This is a genomic window from Streptomyces sp. NPDC057002, assembly GCF_042673825.1.
Classification (GTDB): Bacteria; Actinomycetota; Actinomycetes; order Streptomycetales; family Streptomycetaceae; genus Streptomyces.
The window spans coordinates 787102-808790 of the sequence record NZ_JBHURZ010000005.1; the positions used below are offsets into that span (position 1 = coordinate 787102).

A 21689-nucleotide genomic window follows, 5' to 3' on the forward strand; every position below is an offset into this window, starting at 1 on the left:
TCTCCGGGGCGCGGTTCAGATCAGGGCCATGGCTGTCAGAACGGTCGAGCAGGCCGCGGCCGTCGTCGGCCACAGCAGCCACCTCTGGCGCCCGTCGGAGACAGCGGCGGCGGCCAGTATCTCCGCCACGGCGGCGAGGGCGGCCGCCGCGCCGAGATACAGACCGCGGCCGCTGGCCCGCTCCGCCAGACTCACCTGGCGCTTCTGTTCGGTCCGAAGACGTGACAACAGGTGCTCGGATTCCTTGCCCAAGGCCCTCACCGCCGCGGCATCGACGCGGTCGGCGCGTGTGGGAGGACGCCCCATGTAATCGGCGATCTCGCGCACACGCTCCGCGGCACGTGTCTCGACCACGGCCACCACTCGCTCGTGCCGTGCCTGAGCGGGCGTGACCCCGGTTTCCAGCGAGGCGCGTTCGCGGGCCATCGCCTGGAGTTCGGTGAGCTCTGCCGTTCGGCGGCTTCCGTCCAGGAATGCCGTGCGCTGACCGTAGGCCAGGGCAGCGGTACCGAGCTGGGTCGTCTTTCGGGCCGCCTCGGCCTGGGCCCGCTGTTCGACGCCCGACGCGTAGATCCCCCCGAGGGGAAGCAGCATCAGCAGAACCACGATGAACAGACCGAGCAGCGCGGCGGGGTGGCTCTCACCGCTCGGAGTGACGGCCGGCTGAGGGATGAGCTGCAGATCCCTGACAACGCGCCGGCGGTCAGGACCCGGCGGCCTGCGCAGAGCGGGTGGCCGCACGACGTTCGCGGCGGCCACACCCGCGATCACGGCCATTCCGACGAGCGCGGCGAACACGAGCCCCCACATGACCCACGTGTTCCCGGACCTCATCGTCGCCTCTGGAGCGAGTCCGTAGGACTTGGGTTTGTCCCGTTGCAGGTCCGCGAGTCGGCGGGGCAGGTCGTAGCCGAGTTTCTTGTGCCGGTAGGCGTCGTGCAGAAAGCTCCCAGAATCGGCCGCGCTGCGCAGAGCGAACGCGGTCTGGGCAGCGATCTCGTACTCCGCCGCGGCAGTCCTGCCCTCGTGACGGATCGGTCGCAGCGCGTCGGCGCGCGCCGAGGCCGCGGCCACGTTGAAGGCCAGACGCGCGTCCTCGGTGTAGACCTTGCGCACATCGTCCAGCAGCGTCTCCTGACGCGTGATCTCCTGACGCACCGCGTCCTGGTACGTCCCGGACGCCTCGCTGAACGCCCAGGCGGACAAGGGTGTCGCCACGGAGATGACGGCGAGCAGCCAGATCTGCACCCGGATGCGGAGACTGAACCGCGAGGTCGACGGGTTCACCGCGCCCCCCGTTCGTACGTGACCTTCAGCCCCTTCTTGTCGGTGAGAGCGAGGGCATCGCCCGTCACCTCCCAGGTGTGACGCTCGGCAGTGAGCGCAGCGGGCCTCGCCCTGAAGTCGCCTTCAGGATCGCCCGGGTCCCGGCGGGATGTGGCGGCCTTCTCGGGCTTCAGGACGAGCTGCGCCCCTTCGACCCGTGCCGCGCCTTCCGAGGTGCGGGTGACCTGGACGATGCCGTCCGGGGAGTCGTACGCGAGGACGCCCACGAACGTGTAGTCGCCGTCGGCCCGGAAGCTGTAGGTGAGGCCGGCGTCACTGTCCTTCGAGTCGCTCTTCCATGTCCCGACGAGGGCCTGGGGGAGCACCTGTTCTCCCGTGGCGGCATCGGTGGTCCGCGGTGCCGGCGGGGGTGAGGCAGTCCTGGAGGTGGGCCCCGGGCCGGTCGGGTCACCTCGTGAGACGCACGCCGTGACGCTCCCGAGCAGCAGGGTGGCGCAGAGCACCGCGCGGACCGCACGGGTGACGACCACGTCAGCCACCGGCGATCTGACGGACATAACTGATCCCGTCCAGCTTCAGATTCTCGAAGGCGTATCCATAGCCGGCGTCGACTTCCTCGATCGACCAGTCGTCGTACGGGATGGGACCTATCGGCACGTACAGAGTCATGGAGGTACCTTCGACAACCGCTGTCCCATCGAGCACGAGGCCGTTGTTGTACAGGAGGCGCACACCGCCGTCCGCGGAGAAGCGGATCTTGTCGAAGCGCACGGACGTGCCGTCCCCGTCCCATTCGCCGACCAGTTCGCTAGGAACGTAGCCCTCCGGCGCTTCGAACGTCGCTGATGGCGGGGTTTCTGGTGGCGTGGGCGTGGGCGAGGGCGGCTCTGTGCTGTCCTCCGTCGTTTCAGTGGGTGGCGGCGGATCGGGGGTCTCATCAGCCGATTCGGTGGAGGGCGGTGGACTGGGCGGAAGGGATTCTCCGGAACTTCCTCCGCACCCCGCGACGATTGCCGCGATCAGTACAGCCCCTGCGATTCTGCGCACACGTAAGAAAGTCATGAGCTGAGCCCTGTTTTCTTTGTAGCCGACTACTCGGCGACCACGAACCGGAGACGGCGCCGGGGGCGCGGACCCGAACCGCGGTCGCGGCCGCGCAACTCCTGGACGAGAGCCACGAGTGCGGTGAGGCCCCAGGCGACGAGGAACGCTGTCATCTGGGCACCGGTTCCGACAGCCAGCCAGCTCACCCCCAGCCCGGCCAGCGTGATACCGGAGGCCGCGAGAAGAGCCGAGTGCCGCCGGGAACGCAGAGTCCGGACCAGGCACAGGACAGCGAGGACGAGGACCGGAACAGCCAGGACGGACATCGGTTCGTGCCCCGTGTAGTCCGGGAAGATCAGATCCGACGCAGGCTCGTACTCTGCGTCGTACCCCTCCTCGAACAGAGTGTGGCCGGAAGGGTCCTCGTCCAGTTCGTAGTAGTCCTTGGTGTAAGTGCTGTAGTAGTAGAGAGGGTCGGTGAAGTCGTCTTCGGACACGGTGACGAGGTCGCTCTCCTCGACTGCTGCCCCGGCGGTGACGCCCGCGATGACCAGGGCGCCGGCTCCCCACCACAGAAGAGCGGATGTCAGGGGGCACCAACGGAACGCGACCAGCCCGAGGACGGCGATCGCCGACAACAGTACGAGGTAGCCGCTCCCCGGCTGAAGCTCCTGGTAGCCGAGGACGACCACGGCCGAGACCACGATCCCCAGTAGGGCGACGACGCGGTTCCCGGCCGCGAGGTGACGCCATCTGCGCGCGGACGGCGTGACGGCGGAGTCTGTCTGGTCGGGACCGGTGGCGGTCGCGGCAGATGGTGCGGCCGGTGCTTGATCGCCGCGGGTGGTCGCCGTCTCGCCCGGGACGGCGGGAGGTGCCGGGGTGGTGGGGGGCGCCGGGGTGGTGGAGGGCGCCGGGGTGGTGGAGGGCGCCGGGGTGCTGGGAAGGGCCGGGGCAGCGGGAGGCGCCGGTGTGGTGGAAGCCGCCTGCTTCGGCGTCGATGCGGCCTGGGTCTGCTGTTCGGCCATCATCGTCCGCCCGATCCCCGCCCCGAGTGCCGGGGCTGGTGCCGGTGCCGGCGGGGTCGGAGGGGCCACCGGCAGAGCAGGGGCTTCTGCCCCAGCAAGGGCCAGAGCTCGCTGCATCTCGTCTATGCCGGCGAAGCGTTGCTCCCGGTCCTTCGACAGCGCCCGGAGCACGACGGCATCGACCGCCGCCGGGATCTGCGGCCGCAGCCTGGACGGGGCGACGGGCTCCTTGCTGATGTGCTGGTGCATCACGGCGAACGAGGAGTCGCCGATGAAAGGCGGGCGTCCCGTGAGCAGTTCATACAGAAGGCAGCCCGTGGAGTACTGATCGGAGCGACCGTCGATCGCTTCACCCGTCAGCTGCTCCGGTGACAGGTAGGCGGGGGTCCCGACCGTCATTCCCGTTGCGGTCAGGCGAGTGGTGGTCTCCGCCACCACCTTGGAGATCCCGAAGTCCAGGACCTTGACGCCGCCTTCGGAGGTGAGCATGACGTTGGAAGGCTTGATGTCCCGGTGAACCAGGCCCCGCCCGTGGCTGTGGGCCAGGGCCTCGGCGATCCCCTGGCTGACATCGAGAGCACGGTCGACCTTGAACGGCCCCTCGGCCAGTGCGTCCGCCAGGGTGCGGCCGTCGATGAACTCCATGATGAGGAATGGAGTCGTCTCGGCGTCCCGGACGTCCTCACCGACGTCGTGCAGGACGGCGATGTTGCGGTGGCTGAGAGATGCGACGGTACGGGCCTCCCGGCGGAACCGGACCCGGAACTCCTCGTGTCTGGTCAGCTCCGGCGGCAGAAGCTTCACGGCGACCGAACGGCCGAGCTCCCGGTCCATGGCTCGCCAGACCTGGCCCATGCCGCCACGTCCTGCTTCTTCGATCAGTTCGTACCGCTCGGCGAGTACCCGCACGGCGCTCCCCCCGTTCAGCGTCAGGGTGCGAACCCTCCACGCAAAAGCCGCCCCTGGAGCGCGCCATGAATCAGCCCACCCGCACGCCAACCGTACTGGCTGATTTCCACACGTTGAGCGTCATGAGTGTCCGAATAGGAGCGCACACCTTGCGCGCGCTCCTACCGCGCACAACTGCGCTGGGGGCGCACCCCCGACCTGCCATATGCGCGCCATACGCCGGGCGGGGAGCCGCCGACTGAACGGCAGCTCCCCGCCCCCAAGGCGTCACTCAGCCCTACGCGTCCTTGAACTCCTGCCGCTGCCGCCCGAGCCCCTCGATCTCCAGCTCCACGACATCCCCGGCCCGAAGGTACGGCTTCGGCTCAGGCTCCCCCATCGCCACCCCCGCCGGCGTCCCGGTATTGATCACATCGCCCGGGTACAGCGTCATGACCTGACTGAGATACCGCACGACCTCCCCCACAGCGAAGATCTGCTCAGCCGTCGTCCCGTCCTGCTTCAACTCCCCGTTGACCCACAGCCTGAGGGACAGATCCTGCGGATCCGGCACCTCGTCCGCCGTCACCAGCCACGGCCCGAGCGGATTGAACGTCTCGCAGTTCTTGCCCTTGTCCCAGGTCCCGCCCCGCTCGATCTGGAACTCCCGCTCGGACACGTCATGCGCCACCGCATACCCGGCGACATGGGCGAGCCCTTCCTCCGCGGACCCCAGATACCTGGCCGTACGTCCGATGACGACGGCCAGCTCGACCTCCCAGTCGGTCTTCACGGACCCCCGCGGCACGAGCACCGTGTCGTGCGGCCCGACGACCGTGTCCGGCGCCTTCATGAAGACGACCGGCTCGGCGGGCGGCTCGGCACCCGTCTCGCGCGCGTGGTCGTGGTAGTTCAGCCCGATGCAGACGATCTTGCCGATCCGGCCCAGCGGCGGTCCGATCCGCAGCCCGGTGGCGTCCAGGGCGGGCAGCTCACCGGCGTCCGCGGCGGCCCGCACCCGGCCGAGCGCGGCCTCGTCGGCGAGCAGCGCGCCGTCGACGTCCGCGACGACGCCCGACAGGTCCCGCAGGATCCCCTCGGCGTCGAGCAGCGCGGGCCGCTCCGCCCCCGCCGTACCGACTCGCAGCAGCTTCATGATCACGTCTCCCTCGATCGCGGGCGCCCGCCGATGCGCGCGACCCGGATGCGGCGGGGACAGCGATCGGAGGACTGGTCGATCCTCCAAGCTGGGAGTCCACTCCGCAATACCCGGTTCACGTACTGGACCCGGGTCGCCTGGTCACCGGTACAGCACGGCCCGCTCCACGACACTCCACGTCGTACTGGTCACGACGTACAGCGCGGCGGCCAGCGGCACCACGGCCACGGTGACCAGCGTGAAGAAGGACATGAACGGCATGGCCTTGGTCACCGCCCCCAGCCCGGGCAGCTGCTCTCCACCACCGCCCCCGGCCGGGACGACCGGGTTGGCGGCCATCATGCGCTTGCTCAGTCGGTAGCTGAACGCCGCGACCCCGGCGACGATCACGAACAGCCCGGCGTAGACGAGCCCCGCGCCGCTCAGCGCACCGCCCCCGCCGAGCGCGTCCGTCCACCGCTCACCCAGCGGCGCGGCGAGCAGCTCATGGCCGAGCAGTTCATTGGCCCGCCCGCCGATCGTGTCGCTGGAGAACAGGTGGTAGAGCAGGAAGAACGCGGGCACCTGGAGCAGCCCGGGCAGGCAGCCGGCCAGCGGCGACACCTTCTCCTCGGCGTGCAGTTCCAGTACGGCCCGCTGCAGCTTCTCGGGGTTCTTGCCGTGCTTCTTCCGCAGCTCGGCGATCTTCGGCTGGAGCGCGGTCCGGGCCTTCTGGCCGCGCGCGGCGGCCCGGGACAGGGGGTGGACGAGAAGTCGTACGAGCGCGGTGAACAGGACGATCGCGGCGGCGGCCGCGGAGGCGCCGAACAACGGCTGGAGCAGGTCGGCGAGGTGCTCGACCAGGTTGGCGAAGACGGACATGCGTGAGCCCTCCGGGGGTCTCGTCGTGCCGGGAGTTGGAGACGGCGGCATGACGACCCGCGCGGGGTCAGCTACGTGTGATGCGTGGTGCCCCTACGCGCAGGTCGCCCGGAGGGCGTGTCCGGGTGCCCGGGGCCGGGGGCGCCCCTTGGCGTCCGGATCGCGTTGCGGCAGGAAGGCCGTACGGAGGTCACGGTCGCGGATGGCCGTACGCACCCGGGTGCGTGGCACGGCGGGCGCGCAGCGCGCGGCGACGACGGCGCAGACCGCGAGCGCGGCCGATGCCGCGGCGGTCGCGGCGAGCGCGACGGTGGCGGTGAGGCTGCCGGTGTCCAGCAGCGCCACTTCCAGGATCAGGCAGAGCAGCACGAGAGCGGGACGCGGATTCGCCCAACTGCGGTTCATCGACGGCCCCTCCTCTCGTACGTGCGTATGTCCTGCTCTTCGTTATACAGGATCACCTCGCCGAGTGCGTCCGAGACTTCGTACACGGGTTTGAGAAAGGTTCGTCACAACTCTCGACAACCCACCGGCCACACCTGATGCTTCTCGTTGCCATGTACGGGCCAACCCAGGGGGCCAACCCGAATTCCCCTACGGAGGAGCCGTGATACGACGCAGAACCCTGCTGTCCGCAGCAGGCGGTACGTTCCTCGGCAGCGCCCTGGCGACCGGCACCGCGCACGCCGACGCCACCATCGCCGTCACCCCCTCGACCACCTACGGCACCTGGGAGGGCTGGGGCACCTCCCTCGCCTGGTGGGCCAACGTCTTCGGCGCCCGGGACGACTTCGCGGACCTCTTCTTCACCACCAAGTCGGTGACGTACAACGGCCGCTCCCTGCCCGGCGTGGGCCTCAACATCGCCCGCTACAACCTCGGCGCGTGCAGCTGGAACAGCGTGGGCGGCGAGACGATGGTGAAGTCGCCGAACATCCCGGGCTTCAAGCAGATCGAGGGCTTCTGGCAGGACTGGAACAACGAGGACCCCGCCTCCTCGGCCTGGAAGTGGTCGGCGGACGCCAACCAGCGCGCGATGCTGGTGAAGGCGACGCAGCGGGGCGCGATCACCGAGCTGTTCGCCAACTCCCCGATGTGGTGGATGTGCGGCAACCACAACCCCTCGGGCGCGGCGGCCGGCGGCAACAACCTCCAGACCTGGAACTACCGCCAGCACGCCTCCCACCTGGCGGCGACGGCCCTCTACGCGAAGAACAACTGGGGCGTGAACTTCGCGACGGTCGACCCCTTCAACGAGCCGGCCTCCACCTGGTGGACCGCGACCGGCACCCAGGAGGGCTGCCACATGGACCCCGCGGTCCAGGCGGCCGTACTCCCCTACATGCGCAGCGAGTTGGACAAGCGCGGCCTCACGGGCCTCCGCATCGCCGCCTCGGACGAAACGAACTACGACACGGCCCGCTCGACCTGGGCGTCCTTCAGTTCCTCCACGAAAGCCCTGGTCTCCCAGGTCAACGTGCACGGCTACCAGGGCTCGGGCGGCCGCCGCGACCTCCTCTACACGGACGTGGTGACGACGTCCCGCAAGAAGCTGTGGAACTCCGAGACGGGCGACAGCGACGGCACGGGCCTGACCCTGGCCTCGAACCTCTGCTCCGACTTCCGCTGGCTGCACCCCACCGCGTGGTGCTACTGGCAGGTCATGGACCCGTCGGCGGGCTGGGCGATGATCGCCTACGACGCCAACACCCTCCAGCCGACCACGGTCCAGACCAAGCACTACGTACTGGCCCAGTTCAGCCGCCACATCCGCCCCGGCATGACGATCCTGGACACGGGCGTCAGCTACGCGGTAGCGGCATACGACGCCGCCTCCCGCCGCCTGGTCCTGGTAGCGGTCAACACCTCCGCCTCCGCCCAGACCCTCACCTTCGACCTCTCCCGCTTCACGACGGTGACGGGCGGCTCGAACGGCACCGTCCCCCGCTGGAACACGGTGACGACGGGCGGCGGCGACCTCTACACCCCACGCTCGGACATCCGCCTGAACGGAAAATCCGTAAACGTCCCCTTCGCGGCGAAATCAGTGCAAACGCTCCAAGTGGACGGCGTCACACTGTAGGTCGGCGGCGGTTCGGGGCGATCTGTAAAGCCTGGGTGGCGAGCACGGGGAATCCGCGGGTACAGGTGTCTGGCCTGCACATCTCTCACGCTCGTCACCTCCCGGCAGTACGGTGTCCCCCATGCGCCCCGACACGCCTGCCGAAAACGTCGACCACACCGCCGAAGCGGCACGCCTGGAGCGGACCGCCGGCCTGTACCCCGAGGACGCCGAGGCCCTGCTGCTACGAGCCGCGGCCCACCTGGAACTCTCCGGCGACCGCCCCACCGCGTCCACGCTCTACGACCGCCTGCTGTCCTCCGCGGCCGGCCTGGACAACCCCCACCTGGTACGGGCGCTCAAGGCCTCGAACCTCTGGGAGTACGGCCATGAGGCCGAGGCCAGGGCGATCATCGAGGGCGTCCGGGCAGCCTCCCCCCAGGACCCGGCCCCCTGGGTCATCGTGGCCGAAGCCCTCGAATCCCACGACGAACTGGAAGCGGCCCACGAGACGTTCACGGAGGCCGTACACCGCCTCCTGACGGACGTGGCGGAGCCCCCCTACGCCACCCACCCCCTCCTCTTCGGCCGCCACCGCGTACGGCGCATGCTGGGCGAGTCCCACGACGAATGGGACGCCCTGGCGGACACGGTCCACTCCCTCCCGATCACCCTGGACGAACTCCACGACCCCAAGCGCGTCTGGTCCCTGGGCTCGGAGAACCCGGCAGAACTCGAGGCCGAGATCCTCCGCCTCCGAGCGGAACTCGGCGCCTACAGAGAGGCCCTGTCCCGCCCGTTCCCGGTGGCGATCCTCCACTGGCCGGCCACGGAACTCACCGAACTCCTCGAGGCGTACCCGTCCCTCACGACGGAGTACCCGACCCACGAGACCCACCTCGCGACCATAGAGTCCGCCCTCCGAGAACTCGCCTCCTCCGGCACCCCAAACCTCGGCATCGTCACGGGCACGGTCCCCTCCTACGAGGCCTTCGCAGCATCGGAACTGTCGTCCCCGTCGGACGCGACCTTGCTCCCCCAGTACGCCACGACACTGGCGGCCCGGGGGCGGGCGGTGCCTTGGCCGCCGCAGCAGGGGGCAGCTTGTTGGTGCGACTCGGGCCAGCCTTACGGCCAGTGCCACGGCACCACCACCTGAGCCGAGGGCGCACCACCCACCGTCCCCACCCCGCTGAGCCGACCCGGCGTGCCCAGAGCCGCTGACGCGTCCGCCACCGCCGGGCGGCTGAACAGCTCGCAGCCGCGCTACGAACCCGTGACCCCCGCTCCCCCGGGCCGCCCGCTCGCTTCTCTCCCGCGCTGGAGCGGCCCGGGTCAAGGGTGGCCCGCAGGGCCATCGGCGCAGCCGACGCGGAACGCAGCGCAGCGGAGTGGAGCGCCCTTGATGCGGGCCGTGGAAGCGTGACACTGACAAGAAGCGGGCGGCCAGCAGCAACGGCCGCCCACCTTTCGGTATGGCCCCTCGAATGTCAGTGATTGCTGTTAGAACAGATCCACATCGTCACGCGTGATCGTGTACGAGAACCACGAGGGATCAGGGGAGCAGTCGTGGCAGAACATGGGGGCCTGTCCAAGCCGATCGCGGGTGTCTACGAGAAGCTGATCACCCATGGTTTGCATGACGAGCTGGAGCGATTCACCGCCGCAGGGTGGAAGGCAATCGATGCCGAAGTCACGCCAGAGTCCACGCCCCATGTGCTAGCTCGCTACATCAGTGAAGCCGTCAGTCAGAGGCTCAGCGAGCTTCCGCCCGAAGACCGTGTGGCCGTCGCGAACCGCATCCTCGAATCCCTGGTAACGGGCGCCGCCGACCCGAGCGAAGCCAAGGCCATAGGCACGAGCACCATCGCCGAAGGCCCTCGACAGCTCCTTGCTCTTGCCCAGCAGGAGGCTCCGGGCGTCTACGCCCTCCGCCCCCTCACTCCCTTGTCCGAGACATCGCTCATCACAAACTCTCCAGAAGACCTCAGTCTCGGCTCCGAGCTCAGGGCAGAGCTCGCTACGGCAGACCGCATTGACCTGCTCTGCGCGTTCGTGAAGTGGTACGGCATTCGCGTCCTCGAGGATTCACTGCGCGCTGCTAAGGAGCGGGGCGTGCCGATCCGTGTCATTACGACTACCTACATCGGCGCAACCGACCGCCACGCACTCGACCGCCTCGTTCGCGACTTCGGCGCTACGGTCAAGGTCAACTACGAGATTCGATCCACGCGACTGCACGCCAAGGCCTGGCTCTTCAGGCGCCACACGGGCTTCGACACGGCGTACGTCGGCAGCTCCAACCTCTCGAAGGCCGCACTCCTCGATGGCTTGGAGTGGAACGTCCGCCTGTCCTCCATCGCTACACCGGCGGTGCTGAACAAGTTCGAGGCGACCTTCGACGCGTATTGGAACGACTCCGCGTTCGAGACGTACGACCCCGATCACCACACCGAGCGCCTCGACCACGCTCTGGCTCAGGCAAGCGGTACCGCCTCCACCACTGACCTGAAGATCAACCTCTCTGGGCTGGAGGTGCGCCCGTTCCCCTATCAACAGGACATGCTGGAGCGCCTACGGGTAGAGCGTGAGCTCCGAGGGCGCAATCGCAACCTGTTGGTCGCAGCAACCGGCACAGGCAAGACCGTCATGGCCGCCGTGGACTACCGGAGCCTGGCCAAGAATTTTGACGACCGTCGACCTAAGCTGCTGTTCGTCGCACACCGCAAGGAGATCCTCAAGCAGTCTCTGCGGACATACCGAGAGGTCTTGGACGATGCCTCATTCGGCGAGTTGCTCTACGGCGGCGAGGACCCGCAGGCATGGGACCACGTCTTTGCCAGCGTCCAATCACTGAACGTCCAACGGCTTGAAGAGCTGGCTCCCGACCACTTCGACATCATCGTGATCGACGAGTTCCACCACGCCACGGCCACCACCTATCGCCGAGTTATCGATCATTTCAAGCCCAAGGAACTTCTCGGCCTGACCGCTACCCCCGAGCGGATGGACGGGCTCAATGTCCAGGACGAGTTCTTCGAGGGCCGCATCGCAGCCGAGATGCGACTCTGGGAGGCCCTTGAGAACGACCTACTCTGCCCCTTCCACTACTTCGGGATCCCCGATGGCACAGACCTGACGAACCTCACTTGGCAGCGGGGCGCGTACGCTGACCAGGACCTCGGCAACCTCTACACGGGCAATGAGGCACGTGCCCGTATCGTCGTCAAGCAGATCCGAGACAAGGTCTCCCAGCCCGGAGCCATGCGTGCGCTGGGCTTCTGCGTGGACAAGAAGCACGCCCGCTTCATGGCGGACTTCTTCCGAAGGGCGGGCTTTCAAGCAACCGCGCTCACCAGCGACTCACCTGCTGCATCGCGAGCTCAAGCTCTTGCTGATCTGCGAGCAGGGAAGCTGCAAGTCATCTTCTCCGTGGATCTGTTCAACGAAGGCCTCGACATTCCCGATGTCGACACGCTTCTGCTTCTGCGCCCCACCAACAGCGCCACGGTCTTCCTCCAGCAGCTAGGCCGTGGACTACGTCGCACCGAGATGAAGCCCGTGCTCACTGTCCTCGATTTCATCGGACAGCACCGGGCAGAGTTCCGCTTCGAAGAGCAGTTCCGAGCTCTGACGAACCTCTCCAGGAACCGGCTCGTCGATCACATCGAGCACGACTTCCCGCTCCTTCCATCGGGATGCCAGATCATCCTGGAAGGCAAGGCCAAGAACTTGGTGCTGGACAACATCCGTACGCAGCTGAGCGCTACCGTCAAGACCTTGGTCCAGGAAGTCAAGGCCTATGAGACGCCACAGCTACGCGACTACCTGCGGGAGAGCCGCAGGGAGATCAAGGAGTTGTACAAGAGCGACAACTCCTGGACAACCATCCTGCGCCGAGCCGGCCTACTCAGAGCTGCTGCTCCTAGTGGCGAACCGGCACTCCTCAAACGCGTCCACGCTTTCCTGCACGTCGATGACCCTGCCCGAGCCAACGCCTACCTCCGTCTACTCGCTGACGAAGTACCGCCATACGACGAGCTGAACCCCACGGACCAGGCCTATGCCCGCATGCTCTTCTTCAACTTGTGGGACAACGCTGGTGGCTTCACCAGCTTCCAGCAAGGCCTCGACGCGCTCCGCGACCAACCGGTCCTGCGCGACGAGCTGCGCCAGGTCCTGTCCTACGTGATCGAGCAGGCGGACCACTTCCCGATCCCCTTGTCGGGCAGCCACAGCCAACTCCCGCTAAGGGTCCACTCCTCCTATAACCGCTCTGAGATTCTGGCCGCCCTCGGCGTAGCACGCTTCGGCGGCCAGATGCCCAGGTCCTTCGCGCAGGGCGTCCAGTGGGTCGAGGACCTCCAGACGGACGCCCTTCTGATCACCCTGGAGAAGAACGAGAAGGACTTCTCCCCCACTGTCAGGTACAAGGACTACGCGCTGAGCCCGACGCTCTTCCACTGGGAGTCCCAGAACTCCATAGCCGAGAGCTCCCCAACAGGACAGCGCTACCAGCATCACGCCGAGCGAAGCAGTCATGTCCTGCTCTTCATGCGTCGCTACAAGAACACCGACATCGGTAAGTCTCAGCCCTGGATGCTTCTCGGGCCTGCCACCTACGAAGGCCACGCTGGCAGCAAGCCGATGGCGATCACGTGGCGCATGGAGCATGAGCTGCCGGCCGACGTCTGGTCGTACGCGGCCATCAACGCAAGCTAGTTGGCCACGTTCGATGTCAGAGTGATCAGCTAACGTCAGAGCATGGACTTAGCTTCGATCAAGCCCGGGCTGATGACCACGCGCGCAGCGATGAAGAAGCTGTTCGGCGGAGGGACGCAAGGAGGGATCATCCCCTCCGACACCACCCCGAACATCCTCATCTACGTAGATCACGACAGTGGCAAGAAGTACGGCTACGAGGACGGCTGGCTAGAGGAAGAGGACGAACGAGGGCCGGTGTTCGAGTACACCGGCCAGGGCACCCGCGGAGAGCAAACGTTTCTGGGGCTGAACGGCTCCCGCAACGCAGCCGTCTTATGTCACGCAGACAGCGGAAAGTCACTGCGAGTCTTCATGGCAGCAGGGAAGGTTCCCGATCCAACATCCTCCGCTAAGCAACAACGGTACGTAGGCGAATTCGAGCTCGATGCAGAGCTGCCGTACACAGTGCGTGAGGCACATGACGAGAACCGTGAGCGCCGTCGCATCATCGTCTTCCGACTTCGCCCTAAGGGAGACTCTGAGCGCCTCACTCAGGATGTCATCAGTCGCGCGAAGGAGACCGACACCCACAGGGTTTCCGCCACTGTAGTCGCCTGCAAAATGTTGGAGCCGAAGACGAAGCGTGCGTCAGAAAGCAGGCGGGCTGCACAGCCGAGCCTCATAGCCGATCTACGCCAATCTGCATTGCGCGAGCAGTACCTCGAGGAGTTGACAAACCTTGAGCATCAAGTCTTCGCGTACCAAATAAAGATCTCCGGTACGACCAAAACGCTCAAGACCGACCTTTACGACGCCACCATGCATGAACTGTATGCGATCAGAGGCGCCAGCAGTCGGGACGAAGTACGTATGGCCATAGGCCAACTGAAGGACCTTGTACGGCACATCAAGCCGCGCGACCCCAAACTGACCGTACTGCTTCCGGAGAAGCCGCAGGACGACTTGCTGAATCTACTTCACGCGGAGGGCATCGACCTCGTCTACGACGATGTCGATGGCTACACGAGATGCGCGACCAAGTAACAGCACCCTGCAAACCTCTTTGGAGCAATCATGGCAGAGTCACCAGAGCATGTTTTCCTGTCGGACACGGCTCTCCAGATCATGGACAGCGCCTCGAACTCAACACTGTTTGGCTACACAGAAGGCCAGCGCAAGCGCTTTGACTTCTCCTGCGACTTAAAGAAGGACTGGTCAAAGGTAGTTGCAGGGCAGACTCTCTGGAAGCACGACGGGGACGGAATTGACAAGGATCTCAGAACCCTGCTCCTTGAGAAGGACATCGCCGCGGCGGTATACATCGCGCGGCACCAGAGCCGTAGCCGTGCGCGCCTCGCCGAGGTAACACAGGACTACCTTCGTAGCATGCCCGGGAGCCTGTCTCGCCTGCGCGTCTTCTGGGTGCCGGCGGACTTTGACGCGGACGACGATAAGTCCCGCACGACCGTCCACAACCTCTTGAAGGAGGAGATAACCAAGGATTTACTCCTCCAAGTAGCCCTAGGAGGGATTACTCCCCCGGATGTGACGCGCTTCGCGTCGTCACGGCGCCCCGGCCTCCCGCTCAGGATCCTGTCTCACGTCAAGAAGCAGGGCTTTCGCAACCACCGACACATAGCCAAGGCTCTAGACGTCAACCTGGGCGCTCTCCAGTTCGAAACGGAGCGGCTCTTCATCATAGGATTCCTGTCGAGCGACAGCCCGCAAGGGGGTCTCTACAGCGTGACGGACAGTGGAAATGCGATGCTCGATATCTGCTCGCGCCTCCGCGACTACCTCCACGGAAACCTCGGCGACGGAAACAAGAACGAAGATTTCGAGCACATATGCAAGCTGCTGGGTATCGACTACCCATCGATACCCCAAACGTCACCCCTCCTCGTCGGTGACGATGACCGCGACATAGAAAATCCCACAGCACTGCTCCTACAGCACGTGGCCCAAGCCGACGCAGACGGCTCCGTTGAGTGGCCCGAACCCTACTTCGCCATACCTTCGAGCTCTGAGATATCCACTTCCCAGTGAGCCCGACCCGTTCGGCTAGGGCACCTCTTGGATAGTCTTTCCACATGATTCGCGCAGTGGTCTTCGACGTAGGTGAGTGCCTCGTGGACGAGACTCGGGAGTACGGCACTTGGGCCGACTGGCTGGGCGTACCGCGGCATACGTTCCACGCGATGTTCGGGGGCGTGATCGCCCAGGGCCGGGACTACCGGGAGACGTTCCAGGCGTTCCGGCCCGGGTTCGATCTCTACGAGGAACGGGAGAAGCGGGCCGCTGCCGGGCAGCCGGAGAGCTTTGGGGAAGACGATCTGTATGAGGACGTCCGGCCAGCTCTGGGGCAGCTCCGGGCCGACGGGCTGTGGCTCGGTATCGCTGGGAATCAGACCGTCCGGGCCGGGGGGATCCTGCGGGACCTGTTCTCCAACGACGTCGACCTGATCGGTACGTCCGACGACTGGGGCGCCAGCAAGCCCGACCCCGAGTTCTTCAAGCGGGTCGCCGAGGCGGTGCCCTTTGAGGTCGGCGAGATTCTGTATGTCGGCGATCGGTGCGACAACGACATCAGGCCGGCCGTTCAGGCGGGCATGCACACAGCGCTTGTGCATCGCGGGCCGTGGGCCACCATTCAGTGGGACAGCACCGAGGCCAGGGAGCTGCCGACCTTCCGCGTCGAAGGGCTGCTGGAATTGGGTGACCGAGTGCGCGCGTTCAACGCCTCAGCACACTGAGTGTCGTAGACCAGTCATACAGGCGGTCGTCGAGGTCGCGGACGCAGCTCTGGTGTTGGTGAGGAGTCAGCGCACGACGGACTTCGCGTACGCGGTCCATGCCGGTGGCGTACCAGGTGCGCGCCAACTGGTCGAGCGCCTTGCCCGCGTACTCGCAGGCTGCGTCGGGGTTTCCGGATGCAGCCTCGACGGCTGCCAAGTCTCCGTAGACAACGGTGCGTTGCTTCTCTTCTCCTGGGGTCATGGCTTCCAGCGCCTGGAGCAGTGCCGCTCGGGCTTGCGGGAGGTGGCCGGCGAGCAGTTGGGTATTGCCCTTGAAGGCCCCGAGCCGCGCTGGGGAGAACCAGTCCATCCATTGCGGTGAGGAGTGTTCGTTGCCGTCCCCGAGGATGTCCTCGGCGTGGCCGATCAGGTGCAGGGCGGTGCGGGTGTTGCCGCACCTCGTCTCGCATTCGGCCTCGACGGCGTCCAGCCACGCGAGGAATTCCGCGGAGGCAGGAGCGCGGCGCGCGTAGGTGCGCGCCGCGATCATGCGTTCCTGGGCTCCCTCCTGATCTCCTGCCCAGCCCGGGATGAAGGCCATGTGCGCGATGATCGCCGCACCGAGCAACGGATCGTCGGCCTCGCCTGCGGCTTGCAGGGCGAAGAGCAGCGTCTCGTGTGCGGTGGTCGGCTCGGAGAGGTCGAAGAACTCGATCCGGCCCGCGAGGAGGTAGGTCTCCGCCAGCGCGGCGGCGATCGTACGTCGGGTGGAGTCGGACGTCTCCGGAAGTAGGGCGCAGCCGAGCGTCGCGTGTGCCAGGACAGCCGGGTGCAGCTTGGTCGGCGCGACCGACCAGTAGAGCCGACGGTGAGAACGGGTGACTGCCTCGAAGTCCGTTCCGGCCGTGGCCGGTTGCGATACGGCTGTGGCCCTGCTTGGCCGCATCGCCAAACCCCAGGCCGCCGCCCCACCGGCGACCAGTGTGCGTCGGACGGGGTCGGGTGTTGCACCCTCCGAACCCCACGGGGGCGTGAACCCGAGGGACTCCATGTTCTGGCCAAGCAGGTGTACGAGTACACGCTGGCAGTCCGGTTGCGGCCATGGTGGATTGTCCGACTCCCAGCGGCGGACCTGGCGGACCCCGACGGACAAGCCACGGATGCCCATGCCCTTCGCGTGCTCGGTGAGGGCATCGGCCAGGTCCTGCTGTGAGTTGAAGCCGGCGGCCACCCGAGCCGCCTTGAGTCGAACGTTGCCTGTGGGCCTTGGCACGGGGCCACCTCCTCCTGCTGACAACTTGGCTCCCACCCTCCCACGAAGGTCCGCTACAGGACACCCTCTCCCTCTCAGGGAGTCATACAGGCCCTTTCCAGGTCCCTTTAACGGCCCCTTGAAGTCCTCGAATAGTCGACGCCAGTCGACGACTCTGTTTGCCGTACCGACCGACGGACAGCAAGGGGAGCACGCTGTGCATACACACGAGGGCTTGGACAGAAGGATCTCGGAGTGGCTCGCTCGGACCCACCCGGTGCCCGAGCGCGTACGGACGGAGTGGGCCTCACAGGGCATCGCGCTTCTGCCTCTCGGTGAGCGGTTCGCGGCAGTGCGTATCGCGTCCGAGGTCGTGCATGCCGCTGTTCAGTCAGATGATCAAGACCGAGTGGCGACGGCTCTGCGCGAGTTACTGGGAGGCGCGATCATCTACGACCGCCGAGTGGCGGGTGGCACGTATTACGCACTGGTCGACGGGCATGCCGGTGACGTCTGGGCCCACGACAGCACCGCGACGTGCCTTGGTCACGGCACCTACTTGGGAGTGCCGCGAATCGACCGACAGCAACCACCGGGCACGTACTGGGTGGTTCCACCGCGGCACGCGGGTGATCTGTGTCCACCGCATTCAGTCATCGGCCTCGTCGAAGCAGGCCGCTCTCGACTGGCCGTGGAGGCTGAGGTCTGTCCGCACGACACGGGTGGACTCAAGACGACTGTGGCAGCTCAGCGCCCGTGGGCCATGCAGCTGGTGACCGACCGGCTTCCCGTACGCCCGCCGTCATACACGACCGTCGCGCTGGACGGACCTTCCCAGACAGCTCGGTATACGGATGCCGTCGGCCAGGTGGTCGAGATGGGCAAGCACGGCACATCGAGGACGACCGGTACCGCGTCAGTCTCCGGGGGTGGCGACGGGCAGAATCCGCAGCCGCAGACGCAGGACGACCAACACGACCGACTACGAGTCGGACTGATCGATGGCCTCCACTGTCCTGGTCGTCACAGCCCTGGAAGACTTCACAGCGGACCGCGTCATCGGGGCTCTGAATAGGCGTGAGTTGCGCGTCGTACGGGTCGATCCCGCCGACATCGGGCCCGACCTGACCTTCGGATTCCTCCTCGGACCGGACACCCATGTTTGGCGTGGGACATTGCGCACGCCGAGTCGAGACGTGGAGGTGGAGGACGTGGCGGCGGTCTACTACCGGCGCCCCACCCCGTACACCACCCGTTTCGAGCTTCTGCCACAGCAGCAACGGGACTTCGCGATCGCCGAGGCCAGACACGGACTCGGCGGTGTTCTGAACGGCCTCCGGGAGGTGCTGTACGTCAATCATCCGCACGCGGTGGCGCGTGCGGACTTCAAGCCAGCTCAGTTGCAGAAGTTCGCCGAGCTTGGGTTACGTGTTCCGCCGACCCTCATCACCAATGAGTGGGAAGCGGCGCAGGAGTTCGCTGCGGACCACCGGCATGTCGTCTACAAGACATTCCGCGGACTGCCCCGTAGCGAAGACGGGCACACCGGCGCGATCTGGACCCAGCGCGTGGAGCCTGGCACGTTCGACGACACGCTGGCAGTGACCGCGCACATGTTCCAGGCCGAGGTGCCCAAGAGCGGGGACGTACGAATCACCATGGTCGGCCATCGGATCTTCGCCCAGCGAATCACTCCGCCCGAGGGGGCCCTCGACTGGCGTCGGGGTGACTGGGACGAACTGGTGCATGCCCCCATCGCAGTTCCGGCCGTGGTCGAGATTGCCCTGCATGAGTACCTGGATTCCTTCGGCCTGGTCTTCGGCTGCTTCGACTTCGCACTCACCGGGAATGGGAGCGATCCCGAAGACTGGTGGGCCATCGAGTGCAACCCGAACGGGCAGTGGGGCTGGCTCCCGGACGCCGCGGACATCGCCGAGGCGTTCGCCGACATTCTGAGCACGGAAGTACGGAAGGAGACGCCAGGTCATGGCGATGCCCGCCGACCCTGAGACCGACGCGGTCCGCCTACGCGAAGCCATGGCGGACACCATCGCCCAAGACGGTGTCCTTGTGGAACCGGCCTGGCGGGCGGCAGTGGAGGCGGTGCCACGGCACCGGTTCGTGCCCGGCTTCTACCTGCCCGCCGACAAGCGCGACGAGCAGGGACTGACGGTGTGGGAGCCGGTCACCGCCGAGCTCGACTACGGGCGGTGGCTTGCAGCCGCGTACTCCGACACCACGCTGATCACCCAGTTCGACGGGGAAGAGCCCGAGTGGAAGGCTCCGGTCGTCCGCTCTGGTGGTGCGCCTACCTCGTCGTCCACGCTGCCGTCCCTGGTGGTGCGTATGTGGGCCGACGCCGAAGTGGCAGAGGGGCACACGGTGCTGGAGATCGGGACCGGGACCGGGTACTCAACCGCTCTGGCCTGCGAGCGCCTCGACTCCGGGGATGTCACCAGCATCGAGGTCGACCAGCGGCGACTGGAATCGGCGGCGGGTGCGCTGCACGGCTGCGGATACACCCCGACCCTGGCCGTAGCGGATGGACTGTACGGTTACTGGCCCGAGGCCCGCTTCGACCGAATCGTGGCTGCCTGTTCCTTCCGTGCCGTCCCACCCGCGCTGCTCACCCAGACCCGACCGGGTGGAAAGATCCTGCTCAGCCTGTCGGGATGGCTCTACGGATACGCCCGTGTCTTGCTCACCGTGGCCGAGGACGGCACGGCAGAGGGGGCGCTGCTGCCCGGCGCGGTCTCCTTCATGGCCGTCCGGACTCATGCCGCACCGGCGTTCGGTAACCCGGCCCACTGGGCCGCCGGCCTGTCGGACAGGCCCCGCCAGGCCCAGCACGGTCCGCAGCGCCTCATGGCAGCGACAGACGAAGCACACCACCTGCGGTTCCTGGTCCAATGCGCGGTGCCGAACGCCCAGTTGATCACCATCGGCGAGGTGGTACACCTCATCGACGTCGTGAGTGGATCCGCGGCCACTCTCACGTCTGGCGAGGGTGGTTGGGATGTGCGCGAGGGCGGACCGGTGAAGTTGTGGGAACACATCGAGGAAGTTCTGAATGCCTTCGACGCGGCAGGCCGCCCAGGGCCCGAGACATTCGTGCTGCGCGTGTGCCACGGCAGGCAGCTCTTGCAGCACCCGAAGATGCCTGGTCTGTCGCTGCCCGCAGTCACTCAATAGTTGCCGGAGCGGGGAGCGAACACGTCATGAGAAGCCGATTGCCCGGAGGAGCTCATGTGAAGTTGGAACCAGCGTCCAGCGCGACCGGTGTCCAGCATGACCTAGCAACTCAGGAAGTCAGCGCTAGGCACTTGCGGTACTTTCTTCCCGCGATTCCCACCGGCCTGATCCAAACGCCCGAGTACATGCGACAGGTCATGACGCGGACGTCGGCGTCCGCCGTGGGGGACACCGAGCGCGTAATCGCACAGAAGCTGGAGCGGCAGGCCGTACTCGACGACCTCGACAAGCGGTTCGAGTTCTTGCTCACAGAGTCGGCGATTCGGTGGCAGTTGTGCGATTCCGCCGTCATGGCACGGCAGATCGAGCATCTCGTAGCCCTCTCGCACCGTCCGAATGTGGATCTCCGGGTTCTTCCACTGTCGGTTCGGGTCTCCGAAGCTCCGTTCAACACCTTCACCGTCTACGACACCACCATGACGACGTTGGAAGTCTTCACTGGTCGGGTGGTATTGCGCGATGCGGCGGGCGTTCAGCACTACGGTCGGTTGTTCGACTACTTTGCCGAGCATGCGTGTGTGGACGATGCTGCAAGGGAGCTGCTCGGCGATTGGCTGGCGGTCCTGCAATCGTGACGTTGGCTGAAAGGTACTCACGGCCGCCCGGTTCTCCTGAGGTTGGCGGTTCCGGGGTGAGTGTCAAGAGCGCCCTTCGGGCGTCGGCTGGCGCCGATTGCGCTTCGCTTCACTCTTGACGCTCGCCCCTCCACCGCGGGGATCTACCGGCCGGGCGGCCCGAGGGTGGGGCGGCGGGGATGGTGGGGAGGGGTGCGCGGCCGTGGCCGGGTAGCTGGTGCGTTGGGGGGGCGGCTCTTGCCTCGGGGAAGTCATGGTGCTGCCCGGTCGTTTCGGGTCCAGCCGGTTGCCGTCAGTACGTCGCGCGCGATGTCGACGATCCGGCGTCCGTCGGTCCGTACTCGTACCGTGTCGGCCGGGGCCAGCTCCTCCAGCAGGCGGGCCTTGCGGGCGCTGCTTCGGAGTTCCTTGTCCAGTTCTGAGCCCAGCTCGCGGCCCGTCAGGCGTTGGTGGGTCGTGGTGTCGGTGGCTGTGAGGAGGACTCGGGTGATGTGGACGTCCGGGCCCAGGGCGCGGTGGAAGGTGGGGGCCGTCTCGGGGAGGATGCTGAGGGTGTTGGTGTAGATCAGGCGGTGGAAGCCGAGTCGGGCGTAGTTCGTCCAGATGGCTTTGAGGTTGCGCTCTGCGATCGTCGAGAGGTGGGGGTCGTTCTGTGGGGGCGGATAGACCTGGCCCATGAAGTCGCCCTCGATGATGGCGTGGGAGATGTCGGCGGCGCGGAGTTGTGCTGCGACCTCCCACGCCACCGTTGTTTTTCCCACGCCGGCCCGGCCTCCGATGAGGAGGGCCGAGGGAGCGGCGGCGGGTGTGTCTGCGGTTCCGGCTTTGTCCATGAGGGGAGC

Annotated in this window: 19 protein-coding genes; 10 read left to right on the top strand and 9 right to left on the bottom strand. The window is 66.5% G+C overall.

What is annotated here, in order from left to right; translation table 11 throughout:
* Positions 1–15: 15 nt before the first annotated feature.
* From ACFT32_RS27735 to ACFT32_RS27765, 7 genes are all read right to left on the bottom strand, one after another.
* Positions 16–1287, bottom strand: a complete 1272-nt coding sequence (locus tag ACFT32_RS27735) for a hypothetical protein (RefSeq protein ID WP_382494456.1) — start codon at positions 1285–1287, stop codon at positions 16–18.
* Positions 1284–1844 (bottom strand): hypothetical protein, encoded by a 561-nt coding sequence (locus ACFT32_RS27740; RefSeq protein WP_382494458.1) that lies wholly within the window; start codon positions 1842–1844, stop codon positions 1284–1286. The genes ACFT32_RS27735 and ACFT32_RS27740 overlap by 4 nt, the downstream gene beginning before the upstream one ends.
* Positions 1819–2334: a hypothetical protein gene (locus ACFT32_RS27745; protein WP_382494460.1), complete on the bottom strand. Its 516-nt coding sequence runs from the start codon at positions 2332–2334 to the stop codon at positions 1819–1821. Before ACFT32_RS27745 ends, ACFT32_RS27740 begins: the two co-directional genes overlap by 26 nt.
* A 44-nt stretch (positions 2335–2378) precedes the next feature.
* Complete coding sequence (locus ACFT32_RS27750) at positions 2379–4268, bottom strand: serine/threonine-protein kinase (RefSeq protein WP_382494463.1); 1890 nt, start codon at positions 4266–4268, stop codon at positions 2379–2381.
* 277 nt (positions 4269–4545) lie between these two features.
* The gene (locus ACFT32_RS27755; RefSeq protein ID WP_382494466.1) at positions 4546–5403 is read right to left on the bottom strand and encodes a fumarylacetoacetate hydrolase family protein; all 858 of its coding nucleotides are present in this window, start codon (positions 5401–5403) and stop codon (positions 4546–4548) included.
* A 144-nt stretch (positions 5404–5547) separates the two neighbouring features.
* Positions 5548–6267: a YidC/Oxa1 family membrane protein insertase gene (locus tag ACFT32_RS27760; RefSeq protein ID WP_382494469.1), complete on the bottom strand. Its 720-nt coding sequence runs from the start codon at positions 6265–6267 to the stop codon at positions 5548–5550.
* Positions 6268–6360: 93 nt separating this feature from the next.
* Positions 6361–6672, bottom strand: a complete 312-nt coding sequence (locus ACFT32_RS27765) for a DUF6412 domain-containing protein (protein ID WP_382494472.1) — start codon at positions 6670–6672, stop codon at positions 6361–6363.
* A 202-nt stretch (positions 6673–6874) separates the two neighbouring features.
* Here ACFT32_RS27765 and ACFT32_RS27770 point away from each other — a divergent pair, with 202 nt between their 5' ends.
* From ACFT32_RS27770 to ACFT32_RS27795, 6 genes are all read left to right on the top strand, one after another.
* Entirely contained in the window at positions 6875–8350 is a 1476-nt protein-coding gene (locus ACFT32_RS27770) for a beta-1,6-galactanase (protein WP_382494475.1), read from the top strand.
* A 121-nt stretch (positions 8351–8471) separates the two neighbouring features.
* The gene (locus tag ACFT32_RS27775; RefSeq protein ID WP_382494477.1) at positions 8472–9488 is read left to right on the top strand and encodes an SEC-C metal-binding domain-containing protein; all 1017 of its coding nucleotides are present in this window, start codon (positions 8472–8474) and stop codon (positions 9486–9488) included.
* Between the two features lie 410 nt (positions 9489–9898).
* A complete protein-coding gene (locus ACFT32_RS27780) occupies positions 9899–13051 on the top strand; it encodes a DUF3427 domain-containing protein (RefSeq protein ID WP_382494480.1) in 3153 nt (1050 codons plus the stop codon).
* Positions 13052–13093: 42 nt separating this feature from the next.
* Positions 13094–14077 (top strand): hypothetical protein, encoded by a 984-nt coding sequence (locus tag ACFT32_RS27785; RefSeq protein WP_382494483.1) that lies wholly within the window; start codon positions 13094–13096, stop codon positions 14075–14077.
* Between the two features lie 30 nt (positions 14078–14107).
* The gene (locus ACFT32_RS27790; RefSeq protein WP_382494486.1) at positions 14108–15079 is read left to right on the top strand and encodes a hypothetical protein; all 972 of its coding nucleotides are present in this window, start codon (positions 14108–14110) and stop codon (positions 15077–15079) included.
* 44 nt (positions 15080–15123) lie between these two features.
* Entirely contained in the window at positions 15124–15786 is a 663-nt protein-coding gene (locus tag ACFT32_RS27795) for an HAD family hydrolase (RefSeq protein ID WP_382494488.1), read from the top strand.
* On the opposite strand, the gene ACFT32_RS27800 is transcribed toward ACFT32_RS27795, so the two are convergent.
* Complete coding sequence (locus ACFT32_RS27800) at positions 15767–17041, bottom strand: transcriptional regulator (protein ID WP_382494490.1); 1275 nt, start codon at positions 17039–17041, stop codon at positions 15767–15769. The two genes, ACFT32_RS27795 and ACFT32_RS27800, sit on opposite strands and share 20 nt — an antisense overlap.
* 742 nt (positions 17042–17783) lie before the next feature.
* Between ACFT32_RS27800 and ACFT32_RS27805 the strand changes: the two genes are divergently transcribed.
* Genes ACFT32_RS27805 through ACFT32_RS27820 form a run of 4 tightly spaced genes read left to right on the top strand, consistent with a single transcriptional unit; the run spans position 17784 to position 20847 of the window.
* Positions 17784–18095 (top strand): putative ATP-grasp-modified RiPP, encoded by a 312-nt coding sequence (locus tag ACFT32_RS27805; protein WP_382494680.1) that lies wholly within the window; start codon positions 17784–17786, stop codon positions 18093–18095.
* Positions 18022–19029: an ATP-grasp ribosomal peptide maturase gene (gene tgmB / locus ACFT32_RS27810; RefSeq protein ID WP_382494493.1), complete on the top strand. Its 1008-nt coding sequence runs from the start codon at positions 18022–18024 to the stop codon at positions 19027–19029. Before ACFT32_RS27805 ends, tgmB begins: the two co-directional genes overlap by 74 nt.
* The gene (tgmC, locus tag ACFT32_RS27815; RefSeq protein ID WP_382494496.1) at positions 19007–20212 is read left to right on the top strand and encodes an ATP-grasp peptide maturase system methyltransferase; all 1206 of its coding nucleotides are present in this window, start codon (positions 19007–19009) and stop codon (positions 20210–20212) included. The genes tgmB and tgmC overlap by 23 nt, the downstream gene beginning before the upstream one ends.
* 56 nt (positions 20213–20268) lie before the next feature.
* Positions 20269–20847 carry a DUF5753 domain-containing protein gene (locus tag ACFT32_RS27820; protein ID WP_382494498.1) on the top strand — a complete coding sequence of 193 codons (579 nt, stop codon included), beginning with the start codon at positions 20269–20271 and terminating at the stop codon, positions 20845–20847.
* Positions 20848–21098: 251 nt separating this feature from the next.
* On the opposite strand, the gene ACFT32_RS27825 is transcribed toward ACFT32_RS27820, so the two are convergent.
* Positions 21099–21680, bottom strand: a complete 582-nt coding sequence (locus ACFT32_RS27825; protein ID WP_382494501.1) for a hypothetical protein — start codon at positions 21678–21680, stop codon at positions 21099–21101.
* Positions 21681–21689 lie beyond the last annotated feature (9 nt).